This is a genomic window from Pseudoalteromonas sp. JSTW (genome assembly GCF_013423925.1).
Classification (GTDB): Bacteria; Pseudomonadota; Gammaproteobacteria; order Enterobacterales; family Alteromonadaceae; genus Pseudoalteromonas; species Pseudoalteromonas lipolytica.
This window is the reverse complement of record NZ_CP058972.1, coordinates 1,867,479-1,887,829: the sequence shown is the minus strand read 5'-3', so window position 1 is coordinate 1,887,829 and position 20,351 is coordinate 1,867,479. Positions and strand designations below refer to the sequence as shown.

Below are 20,351 nucleotides of genomic sequence, written 5' to 3'. Positions count from 1 at the left end.
AGGCACCAAATGGCAATGCTTATTCGTAAAAGCGTTGCAGAGTTACTCAAAATTTATTTAAAAAATTACATGTGATGCATTGTAGGCATCACCACTGTATAAGGATTTATAATGCCAGTTATTACCCTTCCTGACGGCAGTCAGCGTAGTTTTGAAAACCCAGTAAGTACATATGATGTTGCCAGCGATATTGGCCCAGGTTTAGCGAAAGCAACCATAGCCGGTCGTGTAAATGGTAATCGTGTTGATGCATGTGACTTAATTACCGACGATGCGCGCTTAGAAATTATTACTGCCAAGGATGACGACGGTTTAGAAATCATCCGTCACTCTTGTGCGCACCTAATTGGTCATGCAGTTAAGCAACTTTTCCCTGACGCGAAAATGGCAATTGGTCCAACGATCGACAATGGTTTTTACTACGATATCGATATGGATCACTCATTAAGTCAAGACGATTTAGACGCCATCGAAAAGCGTATGCTTGAACTTGCAAAAACAAACTACGATGTGGTTAAAAAGACCGTAAGCTGGCAAGAAGCGCGTGATACATTCGAAGCACGTGGTGAAACATACAAAATGGAAATCTTAGACGAGAATATCGCAAAAGATGACCGCCCAGGTTTATACCACCACGAAGAATACATTGACATGTGTCGTGGCCCACACGTACCAAATATGAAATTCTGCCAACATTTTAAAATAATGAAAGTGGCGGGTGCTTATTGGCGCGGTGATTCTGAAAACAAAATGCTGCAACGTATTTACGGCACAGCATGGGCAGATAAAAAGCAACTTAAAGCGTATCTAAAACGTTTAGAAGAAGCTGAAAAACGTGACCACCGTCGCATTGGTAAAGCACTTGATTTATGGCATTGGCAAGAAGAAGCGCCGGGTATGGTGTTTTGGCATAATGACGGCTGGAGCATTTACCGTGAGCTTGAAGACTTCGTTCGTGAAAAACTACGTGAGTACGATTACGAAGAAGTGAAAGGCCCATTAATGATGGACCGAGTTTTGTGGGAAAAATCAGGGCACTGGGATAAATACGCAGATGCCATGTTCACCACAGAATCTGAAAAGCGTGAATATGCTATTAAACCAATGAACTGTCCTGGTCATGTGCAAATTTTCAACCAAGGTCTAAAATCATACCGTGACTTACCATTGCGTATGGCTGAGTTTGGTTGTTGTCATCGTAATGAGCCATCAGGTGCATTACATGGCTTAATGCGTGTTCGTGGTTTTACACAAGATGATGCACATATATTCTGTACTGAAGACCAAATTATGGATGAAGTATCAGCGTGTATCAAAATGGTTTACGACACGTATGAAACGTTCGGTTTTGAAAAGATCGTTGTAAAACTGTCTACTCGCCCAGAAAAACGTATCGGTGAAGACGAAATGTGGGACAAAGCAGAGCTTGCATTAGCAGAAGCTCTAAAAGTAAACGACATTGAGTTTGATTACTTACCGGGTGAAGGGGCGTTTTACGGTCCGAAAATTGAATTTACATTATATGATTGTTTAGACCGTGCATGGCAATGTGGTACAGTGCAATTAGATTTTGCATTACCAGGTCGTTTAGGTGCGACATACGTTGCAGAAAATAACGAACGTCGTACACCTGTTATGATACACCGTGCTATATTAGGTTCGATTGAGCGTTTCATTGGTATTTTAACCGAAGAATACGCCGGATTGTTCCCGACATGGCTTGCACCTAAGCAAGTGGTGATCATGAATATCACGGATAAACAAGCTGACTATGTGCAAGAAATTGTACAAAAATTAAATAAACTTGGAATTAGAGCCGCTGCTGACTTGAGAAATGAGAAGATTGGCTTTAAAATCCGTGAACATACGTTAAAACGTATTCCTTACTTACTTGTTGTAGGCGACAAAGAAGTTGAACAACAAGAAGTGGCAGTACGCACTCGCACAGGTGAAGACCTAGGCAAATTTAATGTTGATGATTTCATTGCAAAAATTAGCGACGAAATAAAAAATCGACAATAAATCATGAGCGTGTAGGGCATAACAAACAGCCAACTACACGCTTTTTATTTTATATTCTTGGAGGATCGTACCATTAGAGGCGGCAAGAAAGGGCAACAAACAGCTCAAAAAAATCGTATCAACGAAGATATTACAGCTAAAGAAGTTCGTTTAATTGACATTGACGGCGAGCAAGCTGGCATCGTGTCATTAAAAGAGGCGCAAGCTATGGCTGATGATGCGGGTGTAGATCTTGTAGAAATCAGTCCTAATGCTGAGCCACCTGTTTGTAAGGTTATGGACTACGGTAAGTTCATCTTTGAGAAAAGCAAAGAACTAAAAGAACAAAAGAAAAAGCAAAAGCAAATCCAGGTGAAAGAAATCAAATTCCGTCCAGGCACGGATGAAGGTGATTACCAGGTTAAGCTTCGCAATTTGCGTAAGTTCTTAGAAGCGGGTGATAAAGCTAAAATTACTATTCGTTTCCGTGGTCGTGAAATGGCTCACCAAGAAATTGGTATTGAATTATTAAATCGTGTTAAAGCTGATTTGGAAGATGTTTCACAAGTTGAATCTTTCCCAAATCGTGTTGAAGGTCGCCAAATGGTTATGATGATGGCACCTATTGCTAAAAAGCAATAAACAAGCGATAATACGCACCGAATTTATCTCAGGTCATCAAGTAACAGCTTGCTGTTCACCTGAAATAACCGGTTTAAGTAAAGTTGCAGTGCATTAGTACTGGGCTTTCACCGGATAATGGCGGTAAGTTAGGCCTTGAAAGAAGAGCTATTTATATCTCTCGCCTGCTTGCCATATTGTTGAGCAATACATTTGGAGTTATTGCAATGGCTTACAAGCTAAAATCACACAGAGGCGCAGCTAAGCGTTTCAAGAAAACTGCTTCTGGCGGTTTCAAGCGTAAACAAGCGCATCTTCGTCACATTCTGACTAAGAAAACTTCTAAGCGTAAATTACACTTACGTCCTAAGATGATGGTTCATAAGAATGACCATGGTCTAGTTTCACGTATGTTACCATTCGCTTAATAGGAGTCTTCAGAAATGGCAAGAGTTAAACGCGGTGTTATCGCACGTGCACGTCACAAAAAAGTTTTAAAACAAGCTAAAGGTTACTACGGAGCACGTTCACGTGTTTACCGCGTAGCTTTCCAGGCAGTTACTAAAGCGGGTCAATACGCTTACCGTGACCGTCGTGCTAAGAAACGTACTTTCCGTCAACTTTGGATTGCACGTATCAATGCAGCAGCTCGTCAAAACGGTCTTTCATACAGCCGTTTTATCAATGGTCTTAAAAAGACATCTGTAGAAATCGATCGTAAGATCCTTGCAGATATCGCTGTTTACGACCAAGTTGCATTCGCAGCGCTTGTTGCAAAAGCTAAAGAAGGCCTAGCGGCTTAATTTTCGCTTTTGATACAGTTTAAAAAGGAGCCTAGTGCTCCTTTTTTTGATCTTAGAACTCCTTGAACCGTGAATCTTTAAATAATCACGTCCTGTCATTTGCTCCATTTTTTTGTTGAATCACCGCAGTTTACGCAATCTATTCTAATTAGTTGTTATAATTCCCGTTAATAGAATAAGTACCGCACTTGAGAGTGATATGTTTGCCAGTTTAGTGTTTTTATCTACTGTAGTGACTTTAGACAGCCACCTACCTCCTTTGTTACCGTGGCAAGGTAACAGTGTGTCATTAATGCAAGAAAAAGGGCCATTAACGACTGATTTTGAATTAAGTGATGGCACCTTATCGCCAAATTATGCAGACACAATGGCTTTTGTAGATCGACTCGTTGCGGCTAATCCTACTCAATTTAAAGTAAAAACGATTGCCACAAGTAGCAGTGGCCGCGCAATAAAAATGCTTGTTGCTAATGAGCAAGGGTTGTTTGAGCCAACACAACTTGTTGCAGATACCAAACCAACTATCTTTGTTCAAGCGGGTATTCACAGCGGGGAAATTGACGGTAAAGATGCCATGTTTATGCTATTACGTGATATTGCGACCGGAAAGCGTCGTGATATTTTAAGTAAAGTAAACATACTGTTCATTCCAATTCTGAATGTAGATGGTCACGAACGTAGCAGCCAATTTAACCGTATAAATCAACGCGGCCCAGCAGAAATGGGATTTAGAACTAACGGTCTAAATTTAAACTTAAATCGTGATTATACCAAGCTTGATACCCCCGAAATACAAGGGGTTATGCAGGTTATAAATCAATTCAAACCCGACCTTTATATTGATGTACATGTAACAGATGGCGCTGATTACCAATACGATGTCACGTATGGGTACAATCCTGTGTTCTCAAGTGAGTCACCAAGTGTGTCAGAAGCGCTAGACACCCTGTTTAAACCTGTCATTGATGCCAAATTAGAAAAAGCAGGGCACATACCTGGGCCATTGGTGTTTGTTATGGACAAGCGCGATTTCAAAAAAGGCTTAGCAGGATGGGTTGCGACACCTCGTTATTCGAATGGGTGGGGTGACTTACGTTCATTGCCTAGTATTTTAGTTGAAAATCACTCTTTAAAACCTTACAAGCAGCGTGTGTTAGGCACTTATGTGTTTATCGACGGCGCTATTGATGCGCTTGCAGCTAACGATAAAGCATTAAATGCCGCTGTAAAAAAAGAGCTCGATTTTAAACCGAGACAACTCGTTGTTGAGCGTAGTTACGCAAAGCAACCCGACACAATCGCATTTAAAGGCATTGCCTATTCACGCAGTGAAAGCGCGCTTACAGGGCAAGCTGAAGTTAAATACCTCGGTGAAGCTAAAAACTATGAGTCATTGCCGATTTTTTGGCAAAAAGACGTTAAGAAAACGGTTCATGTTCCTCGTGCGTTTTACATTCCACCTGCGTATAGCAATATAATCAAAAAACTTAAGTTACACGGTATCGACGTTACTCAGGTTGATAACACGCCAACGGCAGTGATGACACAGGCAAGCGTAGTCGACTATACATTTGCTAAAGCTCCCTTTGAAGGGCGTTTTCGTGTAGATGCCAAATTTGACTATGCCCCTGTGCAAGTAGATGTACAGGGCTGGTATAAAGTCTCAACGGCGCAACCCTACTCAGAATTGGCAACACATTTGCTGCACCCTGAAGCCCCTGATTCATTTTTTTCATGGGGTGAGTTTAACACCATTTTTCAACGTACTGAGTACATGGAAAATTACGCGCTTATGCCATATGCTCGTCAGATGCTAAAAGAAAAACCGGCCCTTGCATTAGAGTTTGATCAGAAAATTCGTGAAGATAAACAATTTGCGAATGATCCAGAAGCGCGTCTGAATTGGCTTTATGAGCGTACCCCATTTTATGATCAAGCGTATTTAAAATACCCAATTTTAATGACGTTTGAGACACCTGAACAAGGATAAAAACGATGAAAGTCATTACAGTCCCTGTGACGGGGTTTGCACAAAACTGCCGCATAATTATTTGCCAGCAGACGAATAAAGCAGCATTAGTTGACCCTGGCGGTGATGCTGAAAAATTATGCGCTCAGCTTGCCTCACTTGGTTGTGAATTAATTGCAATTTATCTAACGCATGGTCATTTAGATCATGTTGGTGCGGCTAAACAGCTTGCCGATAAGTTTAATGTTGACATTATTGGTCCACACATTGACGATAAGTTTTGGTTTGATTCACTACCAATGCAAGCTCAAATGTTCGGATTTGCACCCATTTCACCTTTTTATCCAACACAGTGGTTAAACCATGGCGATGTGATTAGCGTGGGTAATAGCCAGTTATCGGTGCGCCATTGTCCAGGCCATACGCCAGGGCACGTGGTCTTTTATGATGATGAGACACAGCAGGTCATCGTCGGAGATGTTATTTTTCAAGGTTCAGTAGGGCGCACAGACTTTCCAAAAGGCGATAGTGCGCAGCTGCTTGCATCAATTAAATCAGAAATTTTATCGTTTGCAGATGAAGTTGCCATTTTACCTGGTCATGGTCCAAACACTACCGTAGGGCATGAGCGAAAAACGAATCCATTTATTAGTGGACGCTTTGGCTAAAATTGCATTTTTTTCGCATAAATAATAGAAAATAGGCAGACTGACATTCAAATCAGTTATATAATTTACTCAGTATTTTTAAAGAAAAAGAAATAAAATGTCTCTAAACCAAGTAGATCGCCAAATTTTGGCATTATTACAGCAGGATGCTAGCTTATCAACGGCAGAAATTGCCGATAAAGTTGGTTTATCTCAATCTCCTTGTTGGCGTCGTATCGCTAAACTTGAACAAGATGGTTATATCAAAGGTAAAGTTGCTTTACTTGATGAGAAAAAGCTTGGCTTTGATATGTTGGTTTATGCACATGTTCGCTTATCAAATCATGGCAGAACAAACTTAGCTGAATTTGAACGTTTAATCATGAGCTACGACGAAGTGACCGAGTGCTATAGCATGGCGGGTACTATGGACTTTATGCTGCGCATTATTTCTAAAGGAATTGAAGGGTATGAGCAGTTTGTTCGCGATAACCTTCTAAATCTTGAGTTTGTGCAAGAAGTACACTCAAATGTGACGATGACTTGTGTGAAGCGAAGTACATCTTTACCTCTTTAATTATACCTTCTTCATTTAGCTTTTTATTGACAAACGGTTAGTGCTTTTGCGTGCTAACCGTTTTGTTGTCTGCGTGTTTACGGTTGTTGCTGATTGTTAACGTAGGCAGTTTTTGCTAGAATTCTGCGCCTTGCCAAAATGCATACACTTGAAAGAGGATCTTAATGTTTAACTTACTCAGCAAAGCGCCAAGCTCTGCTAAAAACGATATATTATCAGGCCTGACAGTCGCACTGGCATTGGTGCCAGAAGCCGTTGCTTTTGCTTTCGTTGCTAATGTAGAGCCTTTAGTAGGCCTATATGCCGCATTTATTGTTGGTTTGATTACGGCTATTTTTGGTGGTCGCCCTGGAATGATATCAGGTGCAACCGGCGCATTAGCCGTCGTAATGGTAAGTTTAGTATTAGACCATGGCGTTGAATATCTATTTGCGACGGTTTTATTGATGGGGATATTACAGATCCTCGCAGGTATATTTAAGCTTGGTAAGTTTATTCGCATGGTACCTCACCCCGTCATGTTAGGCTTTGTGAATGGTCTTGCTATCGTTATTTTCTTAGCCCAACTAGGTCAATTTAAAGTGCCAGATGGTATGGGCGGCCAACAGTGGATGGAAGGTCAAGCGCTCTACATAATGCTTGGTTTAGTCGCGTTAACAATGGCGATTATTCACTTTTTACCTAAGCTAACTACCGCGGTACCTTCATCATTAGTTGCTATTGTGACAGTGACGGGCATTGTGATTGGATTTGACCTTGAAGCACGCACTGTGCTTGATTTCTTAAAAGGGATGACGGGTAACGAGCAAGCAACTATCGCAGGCGGTCTGCCGCAATTCCATATTCCAATGGTGCCATTTACCCTTGAAACGTTAAAAATAATTTTTCCGTATGCATTAATTCTAGCGGCAATTGGCTTAATTGAATCATTGTTAACACTCACGCTTATAGATGAAATTACAGAAACGCGTGGCCACAGTAATAAAGAGTGTATTGGTCAAGGTGCTGCTAATGTAACCTGTGGTTTCTTTGGTGCAATGGGCGGGTGTGCAATGATTGGCCAATCAATGATTAACATTAACTCGGGTGGTCGCTCACGTTTATCAGGTATTAGCGCGGCCTTACTCCTATTGGTATTCATTATTTTTGCAGCAGGCTTAATCGAAATGATCCCACTGGCGGCACTGGTTGGTGTAATGTTCATGGTGGTACTGGGCACATTTGAATGGGCAAGCTTTAAAATGATGAAGCGCGTGCCAAAGTCTGATGCATTTGTGATTGTATTAGTGTCTGGTGTGACTGTTGCCACTGACCTTGCAATTGCTGTGTGCGTAGGTGTGATTGTGTCTGCACTGGTATTTGCTTGGCAGCATGCTAAACACATTTATACAAGCAACTATATCGACCAAGAGGGCTCAAAAGTCTATGAATTGCATGGCCCACTGTTTTTTGGCTCGGTGAAAAACTTTGCCGAATTATTCGATGTAAAAAGTGATCCCCAAGACGTCATTATTGAGTTTAAACATAGCCGAGTGGCAGATCACAGTGCGATTGAAGCCATTGATAGTTTAGCCGATAAGTATGCTAAAGCGGGTAAAAAATTACATTTACGTCATTTAAGCCCAGATTGTATTCAGTTGCTTCATAAAGCACGCGATCTTGTCGAGGTTAACGTGATTGAGGATCCTAAATACAAAGTAGCCTCTGATAAATTGGCGTAATAAATTGCCGATTAAAAAGCGAAGGCCGTCAAAGTCTTCGCTTTTTTAATGCCTGTAGAATGCGGTAAGGCTATTAAAAATTAAGATAGGTGGCAGTGCTTTGCATGAGTGACTATCGGTATAATAAAAATAACGACGAAAGGTAACTTGATATTTTGAATTGGCAATCATTAGTTGATAATCGACAACGCTTCTTCTGGGTTTTGCAAATAGCAGGCTGGATAGGCTACGCGTTGGTGAATTATATCGGCTCAAAAGTATTTGAAATGCGTGATATTTACGTATTTGTTATTGTATTAAACGCCTATGCTGGGTGTTTAATGACAGTACCGCTGCGTTATATGTATCGTAAAGTTTGGAATGCATCGCCATGGGTTCTTATGCTGGTTGTGTTTGGGGCATCCTATATCACGGGCACGTTATGGGCGGTCGTTCAAAAATTCAACTTATGGGAAATTTATCGACACGGTTACCGGCCGAATGAATGGTTTTATTATTTTCAGCAAGGATTAGACTCTGTCTATATTATTCTGTGCTGGAGTGGTTTGTATTTTGGTATAAAGTATTACCAACTACTGCAAAGTGAGCGTCAAAAAGCCCTAAAAGCAACAACAATGGCGCACGAAGCACAGTTAAAAATGCTGCGCTACCAACTTAATCCGCACTTTTTATTTAATACACTGAATGCAATATCAACCTTAATTTTGGTGAAAGAGAATAAAGATGCGAATTTAATGGTCTCTAAATTAAGTGACTTCTTACGCTACACACTCAATACTGATCCCATTAAAAAGGTGCCTCTAGAGCAAGAAATACACGCACTCATGCTGTATTTAGAGATTGAAAAAGTACGTTTTGATGAGCGTCTTCAGGTCAATGTTGATGTTAGCGAGCAAGCGAAAGAGGCATTAGTACCGAGTTTGATCCTCCAGCCCATTATTGAAAACTCAATCAAGTATGCGATAGCGCAGCTTAATGAGGGGGGAGTGATTGATATTAAAGCACAAGTTTTTGCAAATGAACTATTATTGGAAGTAGGCGATAATGGTCCTGGTACTGAGTTAATAGATGGTCAACTGGTTAATTCTCAAGGCGTTGGCATAGCAAATACAAAGGACCGATTAAAAACACTTTATGAGAACAACTATTCGTTTGTACTCTCTGACAATTCGCCAAGTGGATTAAAAGTTAATCTGCGTGTTCCGTTTGAAAAGGCTGTTAAGAAATGAGCAAAATTAGAACTTTGATCGTTGATGATGAACCATTAGCTAGGAAAGGCTTAGCGGTTCGACTCTCTGAGTTTGACGACATAGAAGTCATTCGTTTATGTAGCAATGGTCAAGAGGCAATAGATGAATGCCTTAGTGGTAACATCCAATTAGTTTTTTTAGATATTCAAATGCCAAATATGAATGGTTTTGAAGTAGCACGTGCGTTAAGCGAAAGTGTGAACCCTTTACCTGCAATTGTATTTGTAACGGCGTTTGATCAGTTTGCTGTAAAAGCATTCGAGATTCATGCATTGGATTATATTCTTAAACCAGTCGATGACAACAGACTAAAACAGGCGGTAGAGAAAGTGCATACCTATTTAAAGACGCAACAAGATAACGCCCATAAGAAAAAACTAGCGAGTTTTGTCGCGGGTATAACAGGCAATAATTGCGAAGAGATTTTAAAAAAACTGGCCACAGGTGATAGCTTAGCCGACCGTCGTTATCCGGAGTCACTGGCTGTAAAAGAGCAGGGTGAAATAGTCCGTGTGCCTGTTGTTACTATTCAATGGGTTGACGCTGCTGGTGATTACATGTGTTTACATTGCCAAGACGGGCAAACACATATCTTACGCAAAACAATGAAAGAGCTTGAACAAGAGCTTGATCCCCAGTTATTTGTGCGAGTACATCGCAGTGCGATTGTTAATACAAAACAAATCAGCAAACTTGTTACTCAAGTCAGCGGTGAGTACTTATTAGTGCTCGATAATGGCCAAGAGTTAAAAGTAAGCCGCAGTTATCGTGATAAAGTAAAAGCAGCACTGGCAAGCTGATACGCTATTTTAAACAAAAAAGGCGCAAAATTAATTTTGCGCCTTTTTTCGTTATATTGGTTTTTATACAGTCACAATTTTCATCGTGTTAGTTGCACCAATGGTTTCCATAGCGTCACCGTGAGTTAATATTACAGTGTCACCTGTGGCTAAAGAGCCTTGCTCAACAAGCGTGTTTAACGCATCACGAACCATGTTGTCTTTTTCACATTTAGTTGAGTCAAAGTATACAGGGTAAACGCCACGATAAAGTGCTGTTTGACCTAATGTACTTGCATGACGAGACAGCGAATAAATAGGTAAACCAGAGCTGATACGCGACATAAGTTTAGCCGTGCTACCAGATTCAGTCAGTGTGATAATCGCTTTCACTGAGTCAAGGTGGTTAGCAGCATACATGGCTGAAAGTGCAATAGATTCAGCGTTAGAAGAAAAACGGCTATCTAAACGGTGTTTAGAGACGTGCGTTTCTTTTTGTGACTCGGCACCTAAACATACACGCGCCATGGTTGCGACTGTCTCTTCTGGGTAGTCACCTGCCGCTGTTTCTGCTGATAACATAACCGCGTCAGTCCCATCAAGCACTGCGTTGGCAACGTCCATAACTTCTGCACGTGTTGGCATTGGGTTATCGATCATTGATTCCATCATTTGCGTTGCCGTTACTACTGTACGGTTTAATGAGCGAGCGCGTCTAATAATAAGCTTTTGCTTACCCACAAGGGCAGCATCACCAATTTCAACACCTAAATCACCACGCGCCACCATTACAGCATCAGAAGCTAGGACGATATCATCAATTGCTTCAACGGTTTCAACCGCTTCTGCACGCTCAATTTTAGCGAGTAACTGCGCGTTCGAACCTGCCGCTTCGGCTAGTGAACGTACATAGCGCATGTCATCACCACTGCGTGGGAAAGAAACTGCAATATAGTCAACACCAATTTCGGTTGCTGTGATTAAATCTTCTTTGTCTTTCTCGGTGAAAGCCGGGGCCGTTAGACCACCGCCTAAACGGTTGATGCCTTTATTGTTCGAAAGCACGCCACCCACAGTGACTGTGGTATGCACTAATTCACCTTCAACAGAGTCGACAGTAAGTTGAATTAAGCCATCATTTAACAGTAGCAAATCACCTGATTTTACATCGTTTGGTAATTCTTTGTAGTCAATACCCACAGCGTTTACGTCGCCTTGGCCTTTTTCCATTTTTGCGTCTAGCGTAAATTTAGCACCTACTTCTAAGTTTACTTTTCCATCTTTAAATGTAGAAACGCGAATCTTAGGACCTTGTAAATCAGCAAGTATTGCAACGTGCTTGCCTAAACGCTTTGCTATATCGCGTACAGCTTGAGCACGGTCTTTGTGATCTTGAGCAACGCCATGTGAGAAGTTCAAACGAACAACATTTGCACCTGCACGAATAATTTTTTCTAGGTTGTTATCGCGATCGGTTGCCGGTCCAAGTGTCGCAACAATTTTTGTGCGTCTTAGCATCAAATTCTCCTGTGCGCTTAATCGATGTTAAGCGAATTGATGGTTTACTATTAAAAAGTCGTGCTAAAAGCCTTGCTAATGGGCTTATACAACGGCACGGTGTAGAACTCATAGGTAAAAAATGTGTTTTTTAACTATGAGTATCTGAATCCATGTATTATTGAATCATAATACAAAAATTGAATGACGATATTATGACACCGGTGTCAGGTAGCGTCAATACACTTAACTTTTAAATGGGTATTATAAAAATCTGGTCCGATGCCTGCGTTATTTTGATATAATTTGAACAACGTCGCTTTTAAACACACTGATTTTTACCAAGTTGGCTTGGATGCTCGCATTTTTGGGCTGCTTGGGTATAATGCGCGCGTATTTATTTTGATTAACTAACCAATAGTTGTTACCGAGGAGGACACTAAATGCAAGTTGCATTAGTAGGGTTAGGCGTTATGGGTAAAAATCTTGCCCTCAACCTGATTGAAAAAGGGCTGACATTAGTAGCGTACGATAAGAACCCTGATGCGGGTGCTGAGTTACTAAGCTGTGCGAAAGCACTCGGATTGGCAGACCGTTTACATATTGTGTCTGATTTAAATGATATGGTTAGACGTTTAGAGCCGCCTCGTTCAATTTTACTTTTAGTTCCTGCTGGTGAATTGGTTGATAAAGTATGTACTGAGCTTGCGGAAGCAGGCGTCGAGTGTGATGACATCATCGTCGATTGCGGCAATAGTAACTATAAAGACGGTATTAGCCGTAAACTTAAGTTCCAAAATAAATTTGAATTCGCCACAATGGGGATCTCAGGGGGTGCCGAAGGCGCACGCCATGGTCCTGCAATGATGGCCAGTGGATCAGAAGGCGGCTGGGAGCGTGTTGAGCCGTGGTTTGAAAAAGTTGCAGCAAGTTACAAGGGTGAGTCGTGTTTTGCGCGTGTAGGGCAATCTGCAAGCGGTCACTTTGTAAAAATGGTGCACAACGGTATCGAATATGCGTTGATGCAGCTTATTGCAGAAATGTATCAACTGCTTCGTTTGGGCACTAATCGCACGCCAAAAGAAGTTGCCGACATTTTTAATGATTGGTCTGAAGGAACATTAAATAGCTACCTACTATCAATCTCTAGTCATATTCTTAGCCTTCAAACAACTGAAGGTGAGCCTTTAGTTGACTTAATTGACAATAAAGTTGGGGCCAAAGGCACTGGATTATGGACAGCACAAAATGCGCTTGAGTTAGGCATTGCAGTGCCTTCACTGGTTGCTGCGGTACAAGCTCGCCATTTAACAAATACATGTGATACGCATGCTGCAAAAGAAATGACCTATGCAGCCAAAGCAACTAACACTGTTGAGTTAGACCTAGAAGAATTAAAAGACGCGTTTACGTTGGCAAGTTTACTGGCTTACCGTCAAGGTCTTGCGCTTATCAAAGGTGCATCACGTGCGCACCAATGGAAAGTTGATCTTGCTAAAACGTTACAAACGTGGCGAGCGGGTTGTATTATTCGTGCCGATTACTTAGATAATGTTGCTGAAGGCGTAGAGTTTATTGATTCTATGCAGCGTGAATCAGCTGCACTTCGTAAAGTGACAGGGGCGGCAGTTGCTTCTGGTCTTGCATTCCCTGTGTTAACTGCAACACAAACGTATATTGCAACACTTACAACACCAAGCAATGGACATTTGGTTCAGGCACAGCGTGATTACTTCGGTGAGCACGGTATCAAAACACACAGTGGAGAAGTTTGCCATTTAACTGATTTAGTCGATATTGACGAAAAAGTCCGTTAATGAGTTGAATTACTCACCATCATGAAAAAAGGCACCGTACGGTGCCTTTTTAATATCTAAAACGTTAATTTTATCGACTCAACTCACCACGTAGGTTGTCTTGCATAAGATGGCGCACTGTTTCAACTTCAAGCTTTTGGCTAAATAAGTAATGTAACTTTGTTAAACAGGCTTCTAAAGTCATGTCATAGCCACTGATAACACCACAGTTGAGTAATGCATTACCGGTGGCATACCCGCCCATGTTGACATGTCCTTTTAAACACTGGGTAAGATTAACAATCACCATGCCACGCTTACTAGCCTCATTGAGGATGTCTAGAAAGGCAGGGTCTTGTGGTGCATTGCCAACGCCAAAGCTTAATAATACAAGCGCTTTAATGTTATCGTTAACCAAGCTTTTTACAACCTCAGGACTGATCCCCGGATATAAATACAGCACGCCAATTGGTTGTGGAGTAATGTTAGATACTTGCAGTTCGTTATCGACATACGGGCTCAATTGCCCCTTGATTAATTGTATATTGATACCTGATAACGCTAACGGTTCAAGGTTAGGTGAAGCAAACGCGTCAAAACCATCTGCGTGTGCTTTTGTTGCTCTATTACCACGGAACAGTTGGTTATTGAAAAACAGGCTGACTTCAGCAATAGGGTAATTCGCTGCTAAGTACATAGCGTTTAGTAAATTAACTTGACCATCAGAGCGAAGCTGTGACAAAGGAATTTGTGAGCCTGTGACAATCACGGGTTTGGTCAAATTTTCAAACATAAACGATAAAGCCGATGCCGTGTAGGCCATTGTGTCAGTGCCATGTAATACGACAAAGCCATCATAGTCTTGGTATTTACTTTTGATATCGTCAGCAATAAGTTGCCAATGTGCCGGTGACATATCGGATGAATCAATCAAAGGGCAGTATTCGTGAATATCAAATAAAGGCATTTCATCACGATTAAACTCAGCATTGTTGACCACTGTTTCGGTTAAAAAGCCTTCAGCAGGAACATAGCCCCGGCTCGATTTTTTCATCCCGATTGTGCCGCCTGTATAGGCGATATATATACGTTTACGTTTCATAAAAAAGCCCAGTAAATTAACTGGGCTTAGTATACCTAAAATCGCGTTAGTTAGTAACTTATTGAATTACATTACACACTAAACAGCGTGCATAGACACCTTGTGGGTCGTTGTAATCTTTTAAATTATCAATTTCACTACTCAACTGCTTAACAAGGCTTTGTAAGTTAGCTTGTGTTGCAAGCACAGAGTCAGAAGACTGCGACTTAGCTAAGAATGCTTGTACAGCAGCGGTACCAAAAATATCCTGTAGCATTTGCTCTTGGGGTGTTAAAGATTGTTTGATGGTTTTAACATCGTAATGCTTTAATTTTGCAAGTTCTGCTGCAGCTTCAATCGCATCTTGTTTGTCACCTAGTTTATCAACTAAGCCAAGCTCTTTCGCCTGAGTGGCAATCCACACACGCCCTTGGGCAATTTTATCAACTTGCTCAGGAGTCATATTTCGCGCTTCGGCTACAACGTTTAAGAAGCGTTTGTAGGCATTTTCTACACTGAGTTGAATGATGTCGGCCATTTTTTCATCCAGTGGGCGAGCAATAGAGAAGCCTGCTAAATCAGTGGTTGCAACACCATCTGAATAGATACCTAACTCAGCCATGGTGTTTTCAAATGTCATGAAAGTACCAAAAACACCGATTGAACCTGTAATCGTACTTGGCGCTGCCCAAATCTCATTTGCAGCAGAGGCAATCCAATACCCCCCCGAGGCCGCAACAGAACTCATTGACGCAATAACCGGTTTTCCTGCGGCTTTAAGTGCCAGAACTTCAGCACGAATAACCTCAGAGGCAAACATGCTACCACCACCTGAGTCAATACGCAGAACCACAGCTTTTACTTTATCATCTAAGCGCGCTTTGCGAAGTAGGGCTGCGGTAGAATCACCGCCAATTTCACCGGCTTTACGTTCACCATCAACAATCGTGCCTTTTGCAACAACTACCGCTACTTTTTCGGTAATAGGGTTATCAAATTCGATAGGAGGTTTAACCAGCGATAAATATTCACGGAAGCTCACTTGCTTAAATGTTTTACCGGTTTCTTCTGTACCGACTAGGTCAATAAGTTGCTGGCGAATTTGTTGAGATGTTTTTAGTGAATCAACCCATTGATTGTTTAAGGCATAGTCACCTGAATTTCCATCCACTGCTTGCATTTTTGCAAGGTAAACATCCATATCTTCGTCAAAGTTACTTTCATCAAATGGGCGAGAAGCGGCAACATCTGACTTATATTCGTTCCAAAGTGCAGTTAACCATACTTGGTTGGCTTCTTTTGCTGCATCTGACATATCATTACGAATAAATGGTTCAACTGCTGACTTGTACGTACCTACACGGAAAATATGCTGTGTTACTTTTAGCTTTTCAAGGGCGTCTTTAAAGTAAAGCGGGAACATGCCGTAACCTTCAATGCTTACACCACCATAAGGGTGCATAGACACTTCATTGGCATGCGCTGCAATATAGTACTGTGCTTGAGTGTAGTAATAGCCTGTAGCAATAACTTGTTTACCAGCGTTTTTGAACTCATCAATCGCTTTTGTTATTTGTTTAAGCTTATTGATATGCGCGCTTGGCATTTTTTGAAGATCTAGCAACATAACAGAGATACGGTCATCTTTTGCAGCTTGGTTGATAACTTCAATAATATCATCAAGCAAAATCTCTGAAGGTGCTTCTTTGCCCATAGTCGCATCATTAATGGCTGCTTCTACAGGGTCAACATAGGTTTTCTCTTCAACGATAGGGCCATTTAAGTTTAGGCGCAGTACGGTTCCATCCGCGACTTTAACTTTGTCTTCTTCGCTAGTAATAGCGACAATAAAGAGTATTACTAGTATTAAAAATAATAGGTTTAGAACCAAACGGCGGGAAAAGTTTATCCCAGTCCATATGCCTTTAAATATCTTTGCTAGCAAAATAATTCCTTAATTCAGTACAGCTTAGTAGTAATCCCATCTTAGCTTAGAATAATCTGAAATTTAACTGTTAAATAGTAACAGAGTGTTTAAAACGAGAAATTGCGACAGTTAATTACTCGCTAAAAGTTGATTATTCTGGGTTATTACCGCAGAATCTAAACATCATAGAGGTTCGACCAGTTAACGGGGCAGACAATGTTAGAACAAAAATTACAATTACCGCATACCGAACTTCGTAATCGTTTGGTTATGGGCTCAATGCACACCGGTCTTGAAGAGGGCTGGCATAATCGTAAACGGTTACGCGCATTTTATGAAGCACGTGCTAAAGGAGGCACAGGCTTAATTATTACCGGCGGGTATAGTCCGAATTTACGCGGTAAACTTACTCCTTTTGCATCAACGTTTAGCTCATATTATGACGTTGTTAAACACCGTGCTTACACTGAAGCAGTACACCAGCATGGTGGGAAAATTTGTTTACAGCTTTTGCATGCAGGGCGTTATGCCTACCATCCATTTAATCATGCTCCTAGTGCGATTAAAGCGCCAATAAACCCATACAAACCAAAGGCGATGTCGCTTGGTGCCATTAAAAAAACCATAAAAGATTTTGCAAGCTCAGCGCGCTTAGCCGAAAAGGCGGGCTACGATGGTGTTGAGATCATGGGCTCAGAAGGCTACTTAATTAATGAGTTTATGGCGAATCATACTAATAAGCGAAATGATGCTTATGGTGGTAGCTTAGAAAACCGAATGCGCCTAGCTGTTGAAATAGTGAAAGCAGTACGCGCAAAAGTCAGTGAAAAATTTATTATTATTTTTCGTTTATCAGTGATGGATTTAGTTCCTGACGGTTCTACTCCTGATGAAGTAAAGCAACAAGCTTTGGCGCTTGAAGAAGCCGGCGTTGATATCTTTAATACAGGTATAGGTTGGCATGAGGCTCGCGTTCCAACGATTGCCAGTATGGTTCCTCCTGGCGCATTTAAAGAGGCGTCAAAACGTTTAAAAGACACGGTCTCAGTTCCTGTGGTTGCGGTAAACCGTATTAACACCCCACAGATTGCTAATAGTATTTTAGCGGCAGGAGAGTCAGACCTTATTTCGATGGCAAGACCACTTTTAGCTGATCCTGAGTTTTTTAATAAATACGTAAATAATAAAACTGAGCAGATAAATATTTGTATTGGTTGTAATCAGGGTTGTTTAGACCACGTATTTAAAAATAAACGTGCGACCTGTTTAGTGAACCCTCAAGCTGCATTTGAGCTTGAATATAGCCTAGAAAAAGCCGCGTCATCACGTTTAGTGTTAGTGGTAGGTGCAGGACCAGCTGGCCTTGCTGCGAGTTGCTATTTAGCGCAAAAAGGGCACAAAGTAACGCTCATTGAGCGTAAAGAGCAAATGGGCGGCCAGTTTAATTTAGCCATGCAAATACCCGGAAAAGAAGATTTTAATCACACGCTAAATTATTTCACTAATGAACTTAAGCGTTTAAATGTTGAATTAAAATTGGGCACTGAGTTTTCAGATAACATGCTAAATCAATACGATGATGTTGTCTTTGCGACCGGTGTTAGACCTCGTGAAGCTAAAATTGAATGTGCTGATGGTAAGCGTGTTTTTGCCTACGATGAAGTGATTAGAGGTGAGGTTGAACTGGGTGAAAAAATTGCGATATTAGGCGCTGGAGGTATCGGTTTCGATATGGTGGCCTTTTTAAGTGAGCATAAAGATCAAACCATTGAAGAGTTTAAAACTCAATGGGGAATAGAGTGTGAGCCACAACCTCACAAAGATAATCGCCAAATTTATATGCTAAAACGAAGCTCAGGTCGCTTTGGCAGTGAGCTGGGTAAAACGACGGGTTGGATCCACCGCCAAGTAGCAAAACAGCATGGTGTTAAACAAATTGCTGACTGCCAGTACATCAGTTTTGATAACCAAGGGTTAAAGATTACCGTAAAGGGTGAAGAACAGATACTTGATGTTGATACAGTGATTGCCTGTATTGGTCAGGTGTCTAACAGTGAACCATTTGCAGCGGAGGCTGAAAACGCAAAAGTGCATGTGATAGGTGGTGCAAAACTGGCCGCGGCCATTGATGCAAAACGCGCTATTTTTGAAGCATTGCAAGTCGCACGCAAAATCTAACTGAAAGATAACCACATTGTTAGCGGTCTTATTGATTAATCTATTTTAGTCATGAGACCGCTATGCACATTACACATACCTACCAAACAATCTTCAAACGTCTGCAGTGTTTAGAGGGGATACCCGCTTTAATTTTTCGCTTAATCTTAGCGCCGGTGATGATAATCGCTGGATTTAACAAGTTAGCGTTGAGCGGAGATGTTTCGCATTTTTACCAATATTTTCTCGCATCTGATGACATCGTTACATGGTTTGGTAACAAAGAATGGGGCTTAGGTTTACCGATGCCTGCACTACTGGCATTTTTGGCCGCATGGGCAGAGTTTCTTGGCGGTATACTGCTATTTTTGGGGCTGTTTACACGTCTTACAGCTATTCCATTAATGATCACGATGTGTGTGGCTGCGACTAGCGTACACGGTGATAATGGCTGGTTTGCTGTCACGCCTACAGATGCCAGTACCAGTCCTGCAAGAGTATTAAGCTGGCTACAAATACCAGGTGCACAAGCAAGCTTAGACAACTCCTCTGCGGCAGCTGAGCGCTTAACAAAAATGCGCGACTTATTAGAAACCCACGGTTTTACTGATTATTTATATGAAACAGGGCGCCCTGTGATTTTAAATAACGGAATGGAGTTTTCTGTTATTTATTTTGCGATGCTGTTAAGCCTATTTTTTACAGGCGGGGGACGCTATGTCAGTCTCGATTACTGGTTTAGCAGAAAGTACTGTAATCGCTTTATTGATAATGAAGTTAAATGATAAGCTTACATTTTATTGCCTGTATTAACGGGCATCGTATTTAAGAATTTACGGAATAATAATGGACGCTTTAACGCTTTTACAAACACGACAGTCAGATCCACGTTTAATTTCACCGGGTCCAACAGAAGAACAGCTTTCAATTATTCAGCGCGCTGCGATTAAAGTCCCCGATCATGGTTGTATTGCGCCGTGGCGTTTTATCGTGGTGGAAGGCGAAGCACGCCATAAATTAGGTGAGATCTATCACCAAGCCGCTATCGAAGAGCAGCAAGATGACCGCGTAATTGAACGGGCAAAAGAGCTCCCCCTCAGAGCACCTATGGTGATAATCGCAATTGCCGATGTAAAAGAAAACCCAAAAGTACCGCGCATAGAGCAGGTGCAAAGTGCTGGGTGCGCTGTGTTAGCAATGCAACAAGCTGCATTCGCTCAGGGATTAGGTGGCATTTGGCGCACAGGCTACTTTGCGCAAAGTCCAGCTGTTAAACACGCGCTTGGTTGCAAAGCAGAGGATGAAATTGTCGGCTACTTGTATATAGGCACACCTGAGGTAGATATTAAAAAGCCCATTCGTCATAAACCAGACACTTTTTTTGAGAAACTGTAAGTTAAGGGAACTTTTTAGCATCACAAGAGTCATACCTGATTAAGCTTGCTTATGTTACTTTTTTTCAAGTTGTGGCTTTGCTGTAAGAAGCGCTTGGATGCAAAAACTTAATTATTCTTCTTCAGTATGT

17 protein-coding genes are annotated in these 20,351 nt (G+C 41.4%); 14 read left to right on the top strand and 3 right to left on the bottom strand.

What is annotated here, in order from left to right:
- Nucleotides 1-111: 111 nt before the first annotated feature.
- The 10 genes from thrS (at nucleotide 112) to GZH31_RS08645 (ending at nucleotide 10,389) form a co-directional block, all read left to right on the top strand.
- Nucleotides 112-2,022, top strand: a complete 1,911-nt coding sequence (gene thrS, locus GZH31_RS08690) for a threonine--tRNA ligase (RefSeq protein ID WP_036968184.1) — start codon at nucleotides 112-114, stop codon at nucleotides 2,020-2,022.
- Nucleotides 2,023-2,079: 57 nt separating this feature from the next.
- Complete coding sequence (infC, locus tag GZH31_RS08685; RefSeq protein ID WP_074989585.1) at nucleotides 2,080-2,643, top strand: translation initiation factor IF-3; 564 nt, start codon at nucleotides 2,080-2,082, stop codon at nucleotides 2,641-2,643.
- 206 nt (nucleotides 2,644-2,849) lie between these two features.
- Nucleotides 2,850-3,050, top strand: coding sequence for a 50S ribosomal protein L35 (rpmI, locus tag GZH31_RS08680; RefSeq protein WP_004587840.1), 201 nt, complete (start codon nucleotides 2,850-2,852; stop codon nucleotides 3,048-3,050).
- Between the two features lie 15 nt (nucleotides 3,051-3,065).
- Nucleotides 3,066-3,425: a 50S ribosomal protein L20 gene (rplT, locus tag GZH31_RS08675; protein ID WP_036968189.1), complete on the top strand. Its 360-nt coding sequence runs from the start codon at nucleotides 3,066-3,068 to the stop codon at nucleotides 3,423-3,425.
- Nucleotides 3,426-3,624: 199 nt separating this feature from the next.
- The gene (locus GZH31_RS08670) at nucleotides 3,625-5,415 is read left to right on the top strand and encodes a M14 family metallopeptidase (protein WP_118844334.1); all 1,791 of its coding nucleotides are present in this window, start codon (nucleotides 3,625-3,627) and stop codon (nucleotides 5,413-5,415) included.
- A 5-nt stretch (nucleotides 5,416-5,420) separates the two neighbouring features.
- A complete protein-coding gene (locus tag GZH31_RS08665) occupies nucleotides 5,421-6,062 on the top strand; it encodes an MBL fold metallo-hydrolase (protein WP_036968195.1) in 642 nt (213 codons plus the stop codon).
- A 97-nt stretch (nucleotides 6,063-6,159) separates the two neighbouring features.
- The gene (locus tag GZH31_RS08660; protein WP_036968198.1) at nucleotides 6,160-6,618 is read left to right on the top strand and encodes an Lrp/AsnC family transcriptional regulator; all 459 of its coding nucleotides are present in this window, start codon (nucleotides 6,160-6,162) and stop codon (nucleotides 6,616-6,618) included.
- A 164-nt stretch (nucleotides 6,619-6,782) separates the two neighbouring features.
- Complete coding sequence (locus tag GZH31_RS08655) at nucleotides 6,783-8,339, top strand: SulP family inorganic anion transporter (protein ID WP_180310855.1); 1,557 nt, start codon at nucleotides 6,783-6,785, stop codon at nucleotides 8,337-8,339.
- A 155-nt stretch (nucleotides 8,340-8,494) separates the two neighbouring features.
- Nucleotides 8,495-9,568 carry a sensor histidine kinase gene (locus tag GZH31_RS08650; RefSeq protein ID WP_036968201.1) on the top strand — a complete coding sequence of 358 codons (1,074 nt, stop codon included), beginning with the start codon at nucleotides 8,495-8,497 and terminating at the stop codon, nucleotides 9,566-9,568.
- The gene (locus GZH31_RS08645) at nucleotides 9,565-10,389 is read left to right on the top strand and encodes a LytTR family DNA-binding domain-containing protein (protein WP_036968204.1); all 825 of its coding nucleotides are present in this window, start codon (nucleotides 9,565-9,567) and stop codon (nucleotides 10,387-10,389) included. Before GZH31_RS08650 ends, GZH31_RS08645 begins: the two co-directional genes overlap by 4 nt.
- Before the next feature lie 63 nt (nucleotides 10,390-10,452).
- Here the strand turns inward: GZH31_RS08645 and pyk are convergent, their stop codons facing one another.
- Nucleotides 10,453-11,886 (bottom strand): pyruvate kinase, encoded by a 1,434-nt coding sequence (gene pyk / locus GZH31_RS08640; RefSeq protein ID WP_036968210.1) that lies wholly within the window; start codon nucleotides 11,884-11,886, stop codon nucleotides 10,453-10,455.
- A 422-nt stretch (nucleotides 11,887-12,308) separates the two neighbouring features.
- Between pyk and gndA the strand changes: the two genes are divergently transcribed.
- Nucleotides 12,309-13,682, top strand: coding sequence for an NADP-dependent phosphogluconate dehydrogenase (gene gndA, locus GZH31_RS08635; RefSeq protein WP_065979966.1), 1,374 nt, complete (start codon nucleotides 12,309-12,311; stop codon nucleotides 13,680-13,682).
- Between the two features lie 70 nt (nucleotides 13,683-13,752).
- Here the strand turns inward: gndA and ansA are convergent, their stop codons facing one another.
- Both ansA and sppA read right to left on the bottom strand, forming a co-directional pair.
- Nucleotides 13,753-14,763 carry an asparaginase gene (gene ansA, locus GZH31_RS08630; protein ID WP_036968216.1) on the bottom strand — a complete coding sequence of 337 codons (1,011 nt, stop codon included), beginning with the start codon at nucleotides 14,761-14,763 and terminating at the stop codon, nucleotides 13,753-13,755.
- Nucleotides 14,764-14,821: 58 nt separating this feature from the next.
- Nucleotides 14,822-16,687 (bottom strand): signal peptide peptidase SppA, encoded by a 1,866-nt coding sequence (sppA, locus tag GZH31_RS08625; protein WP_180310854.1) that lies wholly within the window; start codon nucleotides 16,685-16,687, stop codon nucleotides 14,822-14,824.
- Nucleotides 16,688-16,885: 198 nt separating this feature from the next.
- Here sppA and GZH31_RS08620 point away from each other — a divergent pair, with 198 nt between their 5' ends.
- The 3 genes from GZH31_RS08620 (at nucleotide 16,886) to GZH31_RS08610 (ending at nucleotide 20,221) form a co-directional block, all read left to right on the top strand.
- A complete protein-coding gene (locus GZH31_RS08620; protein WP_036968222.1) occupies nucleotides 16,886-18,847 on the top strand; it encodes an FAD-dependent oxidoreductase in 1,962 nt (653 codons plus the stop codon).
- Between the two features lie 62 nt (nucleotides 18,848-18,909).
- Nucleotides 18,910-19,611, top strand: coding sequence for a DoxX family protein (locus GZH31_RS08615; RefSeq protein ID WP_180310853.1), 702 nt, complete (start codon nucleotides 18,910-18,912; stop codon nucleotides 19,609-19,611).
- A gap of 61 nt (nucleotides 19,612-19,672) precedes the next feature.
- Nucleotides 19,673-20,221 (top strand): NAD(P)H nitroreductase, encoded by a 549-nt coding sequence (locus GZH31_RS08610; protein WP_074989591.1) that lies wholly within the window; start codon nucleotides 19,673-19,675, stop codon nucleotides 20,219-20,221.
- Nucleotides 20,222-20,351 lie beyond the last annotated feature (130 nt).

Coding starts and splice junctions, on each gene's coding strand:
- GZH31_RS08615 (WP_180310853.1), top strand. CDS start 18,910: ATGCACATTACACATACCTACCAAACAATCTTCAAACGTCTGCAGTGT.
- GZH31_RS08665 (WP_036968195.1), top strand. CDS start 5,421: ATGAAAGTCATTACAGTCCCTGTGACGGGGTTTGCACAAAACTGCCGC.
- GZH31_RS08620 (WP_036968222.1), top strand. CDS start 16,886: ATGTTAGAACAAAAATTACAATTACCGCATACCGAACTTCGTAATCGT.
- pyk (WP_036968210.1), bottom strand. CDS start 11,886: ATGCTAAGACGCACAAAAATTGTTGCGACACTTGGACCGGCAACCGAT.
- GZH31_RS08655 (WP_180310855.1), top strand. CDS start 6,783: ATGTTTAACTTACTCAGCAAAGCGCCAAGCTCTGCTAAAAACGATATA.
- GZH31_RS08645 (WP_036968204.1), top strand. CDS start 9,565: ATGAGCAAAATTAGAACTTTGATCGTTGATGATGAACCATTAGCTAGG.
- GZH31_RS08670 (WP_118844334.1), top strand. CDS start 3,625: ATGTTTGCCAGTTTAGTGTTTTTATCTACTGTAGTGACTTTAGACAGC.
- rplT (WP_036968189.1), top strand. CDS start 3,066: ATGGCAAGAGTTAAACGCGGTGTTATCGCACGTGCACGTCACAAAAAA.
- thrS (WP_036968184.1), top strand. CDS start 112: ATGCCAGTTATTACCCTTCCTGACGGCAGTCAGCGTAGTTTTGAAAAC.
- ansA (WP_036968216.1), bottom strand. CDS start 14,763: ATGAAACGTAAACGTATATATATCGCCTATACAGGCGGCACAATCGGG.
- gndA (WP_065979966.1), top strand. CDS start 12,309: ATGCAAGTTGCATTAGTAGGGTTAGGCGTTATGGGTAAAAATCTTGCC.
- GZH31_RS08660 (WP_036968198.1), top strand. CDS start 6,160: ATGTCTCTAAACCAAGTAGATCGCCAAATTTTGGCATTATTACAGCAG.
- GZH31_RS08610 (WP_074989591.1), top strand. CDS start 19,673: ATGGACGCTTTAACGCTTTTACAAACACGACAGTCAGATCCACGTTTA.
- rpmI (WP_004587840.1), top strand. CDS start 2,850: ATGGCTTACAAGCTAAAATCACACAGAGGCGCAGCTAAGCGTTTCAAG.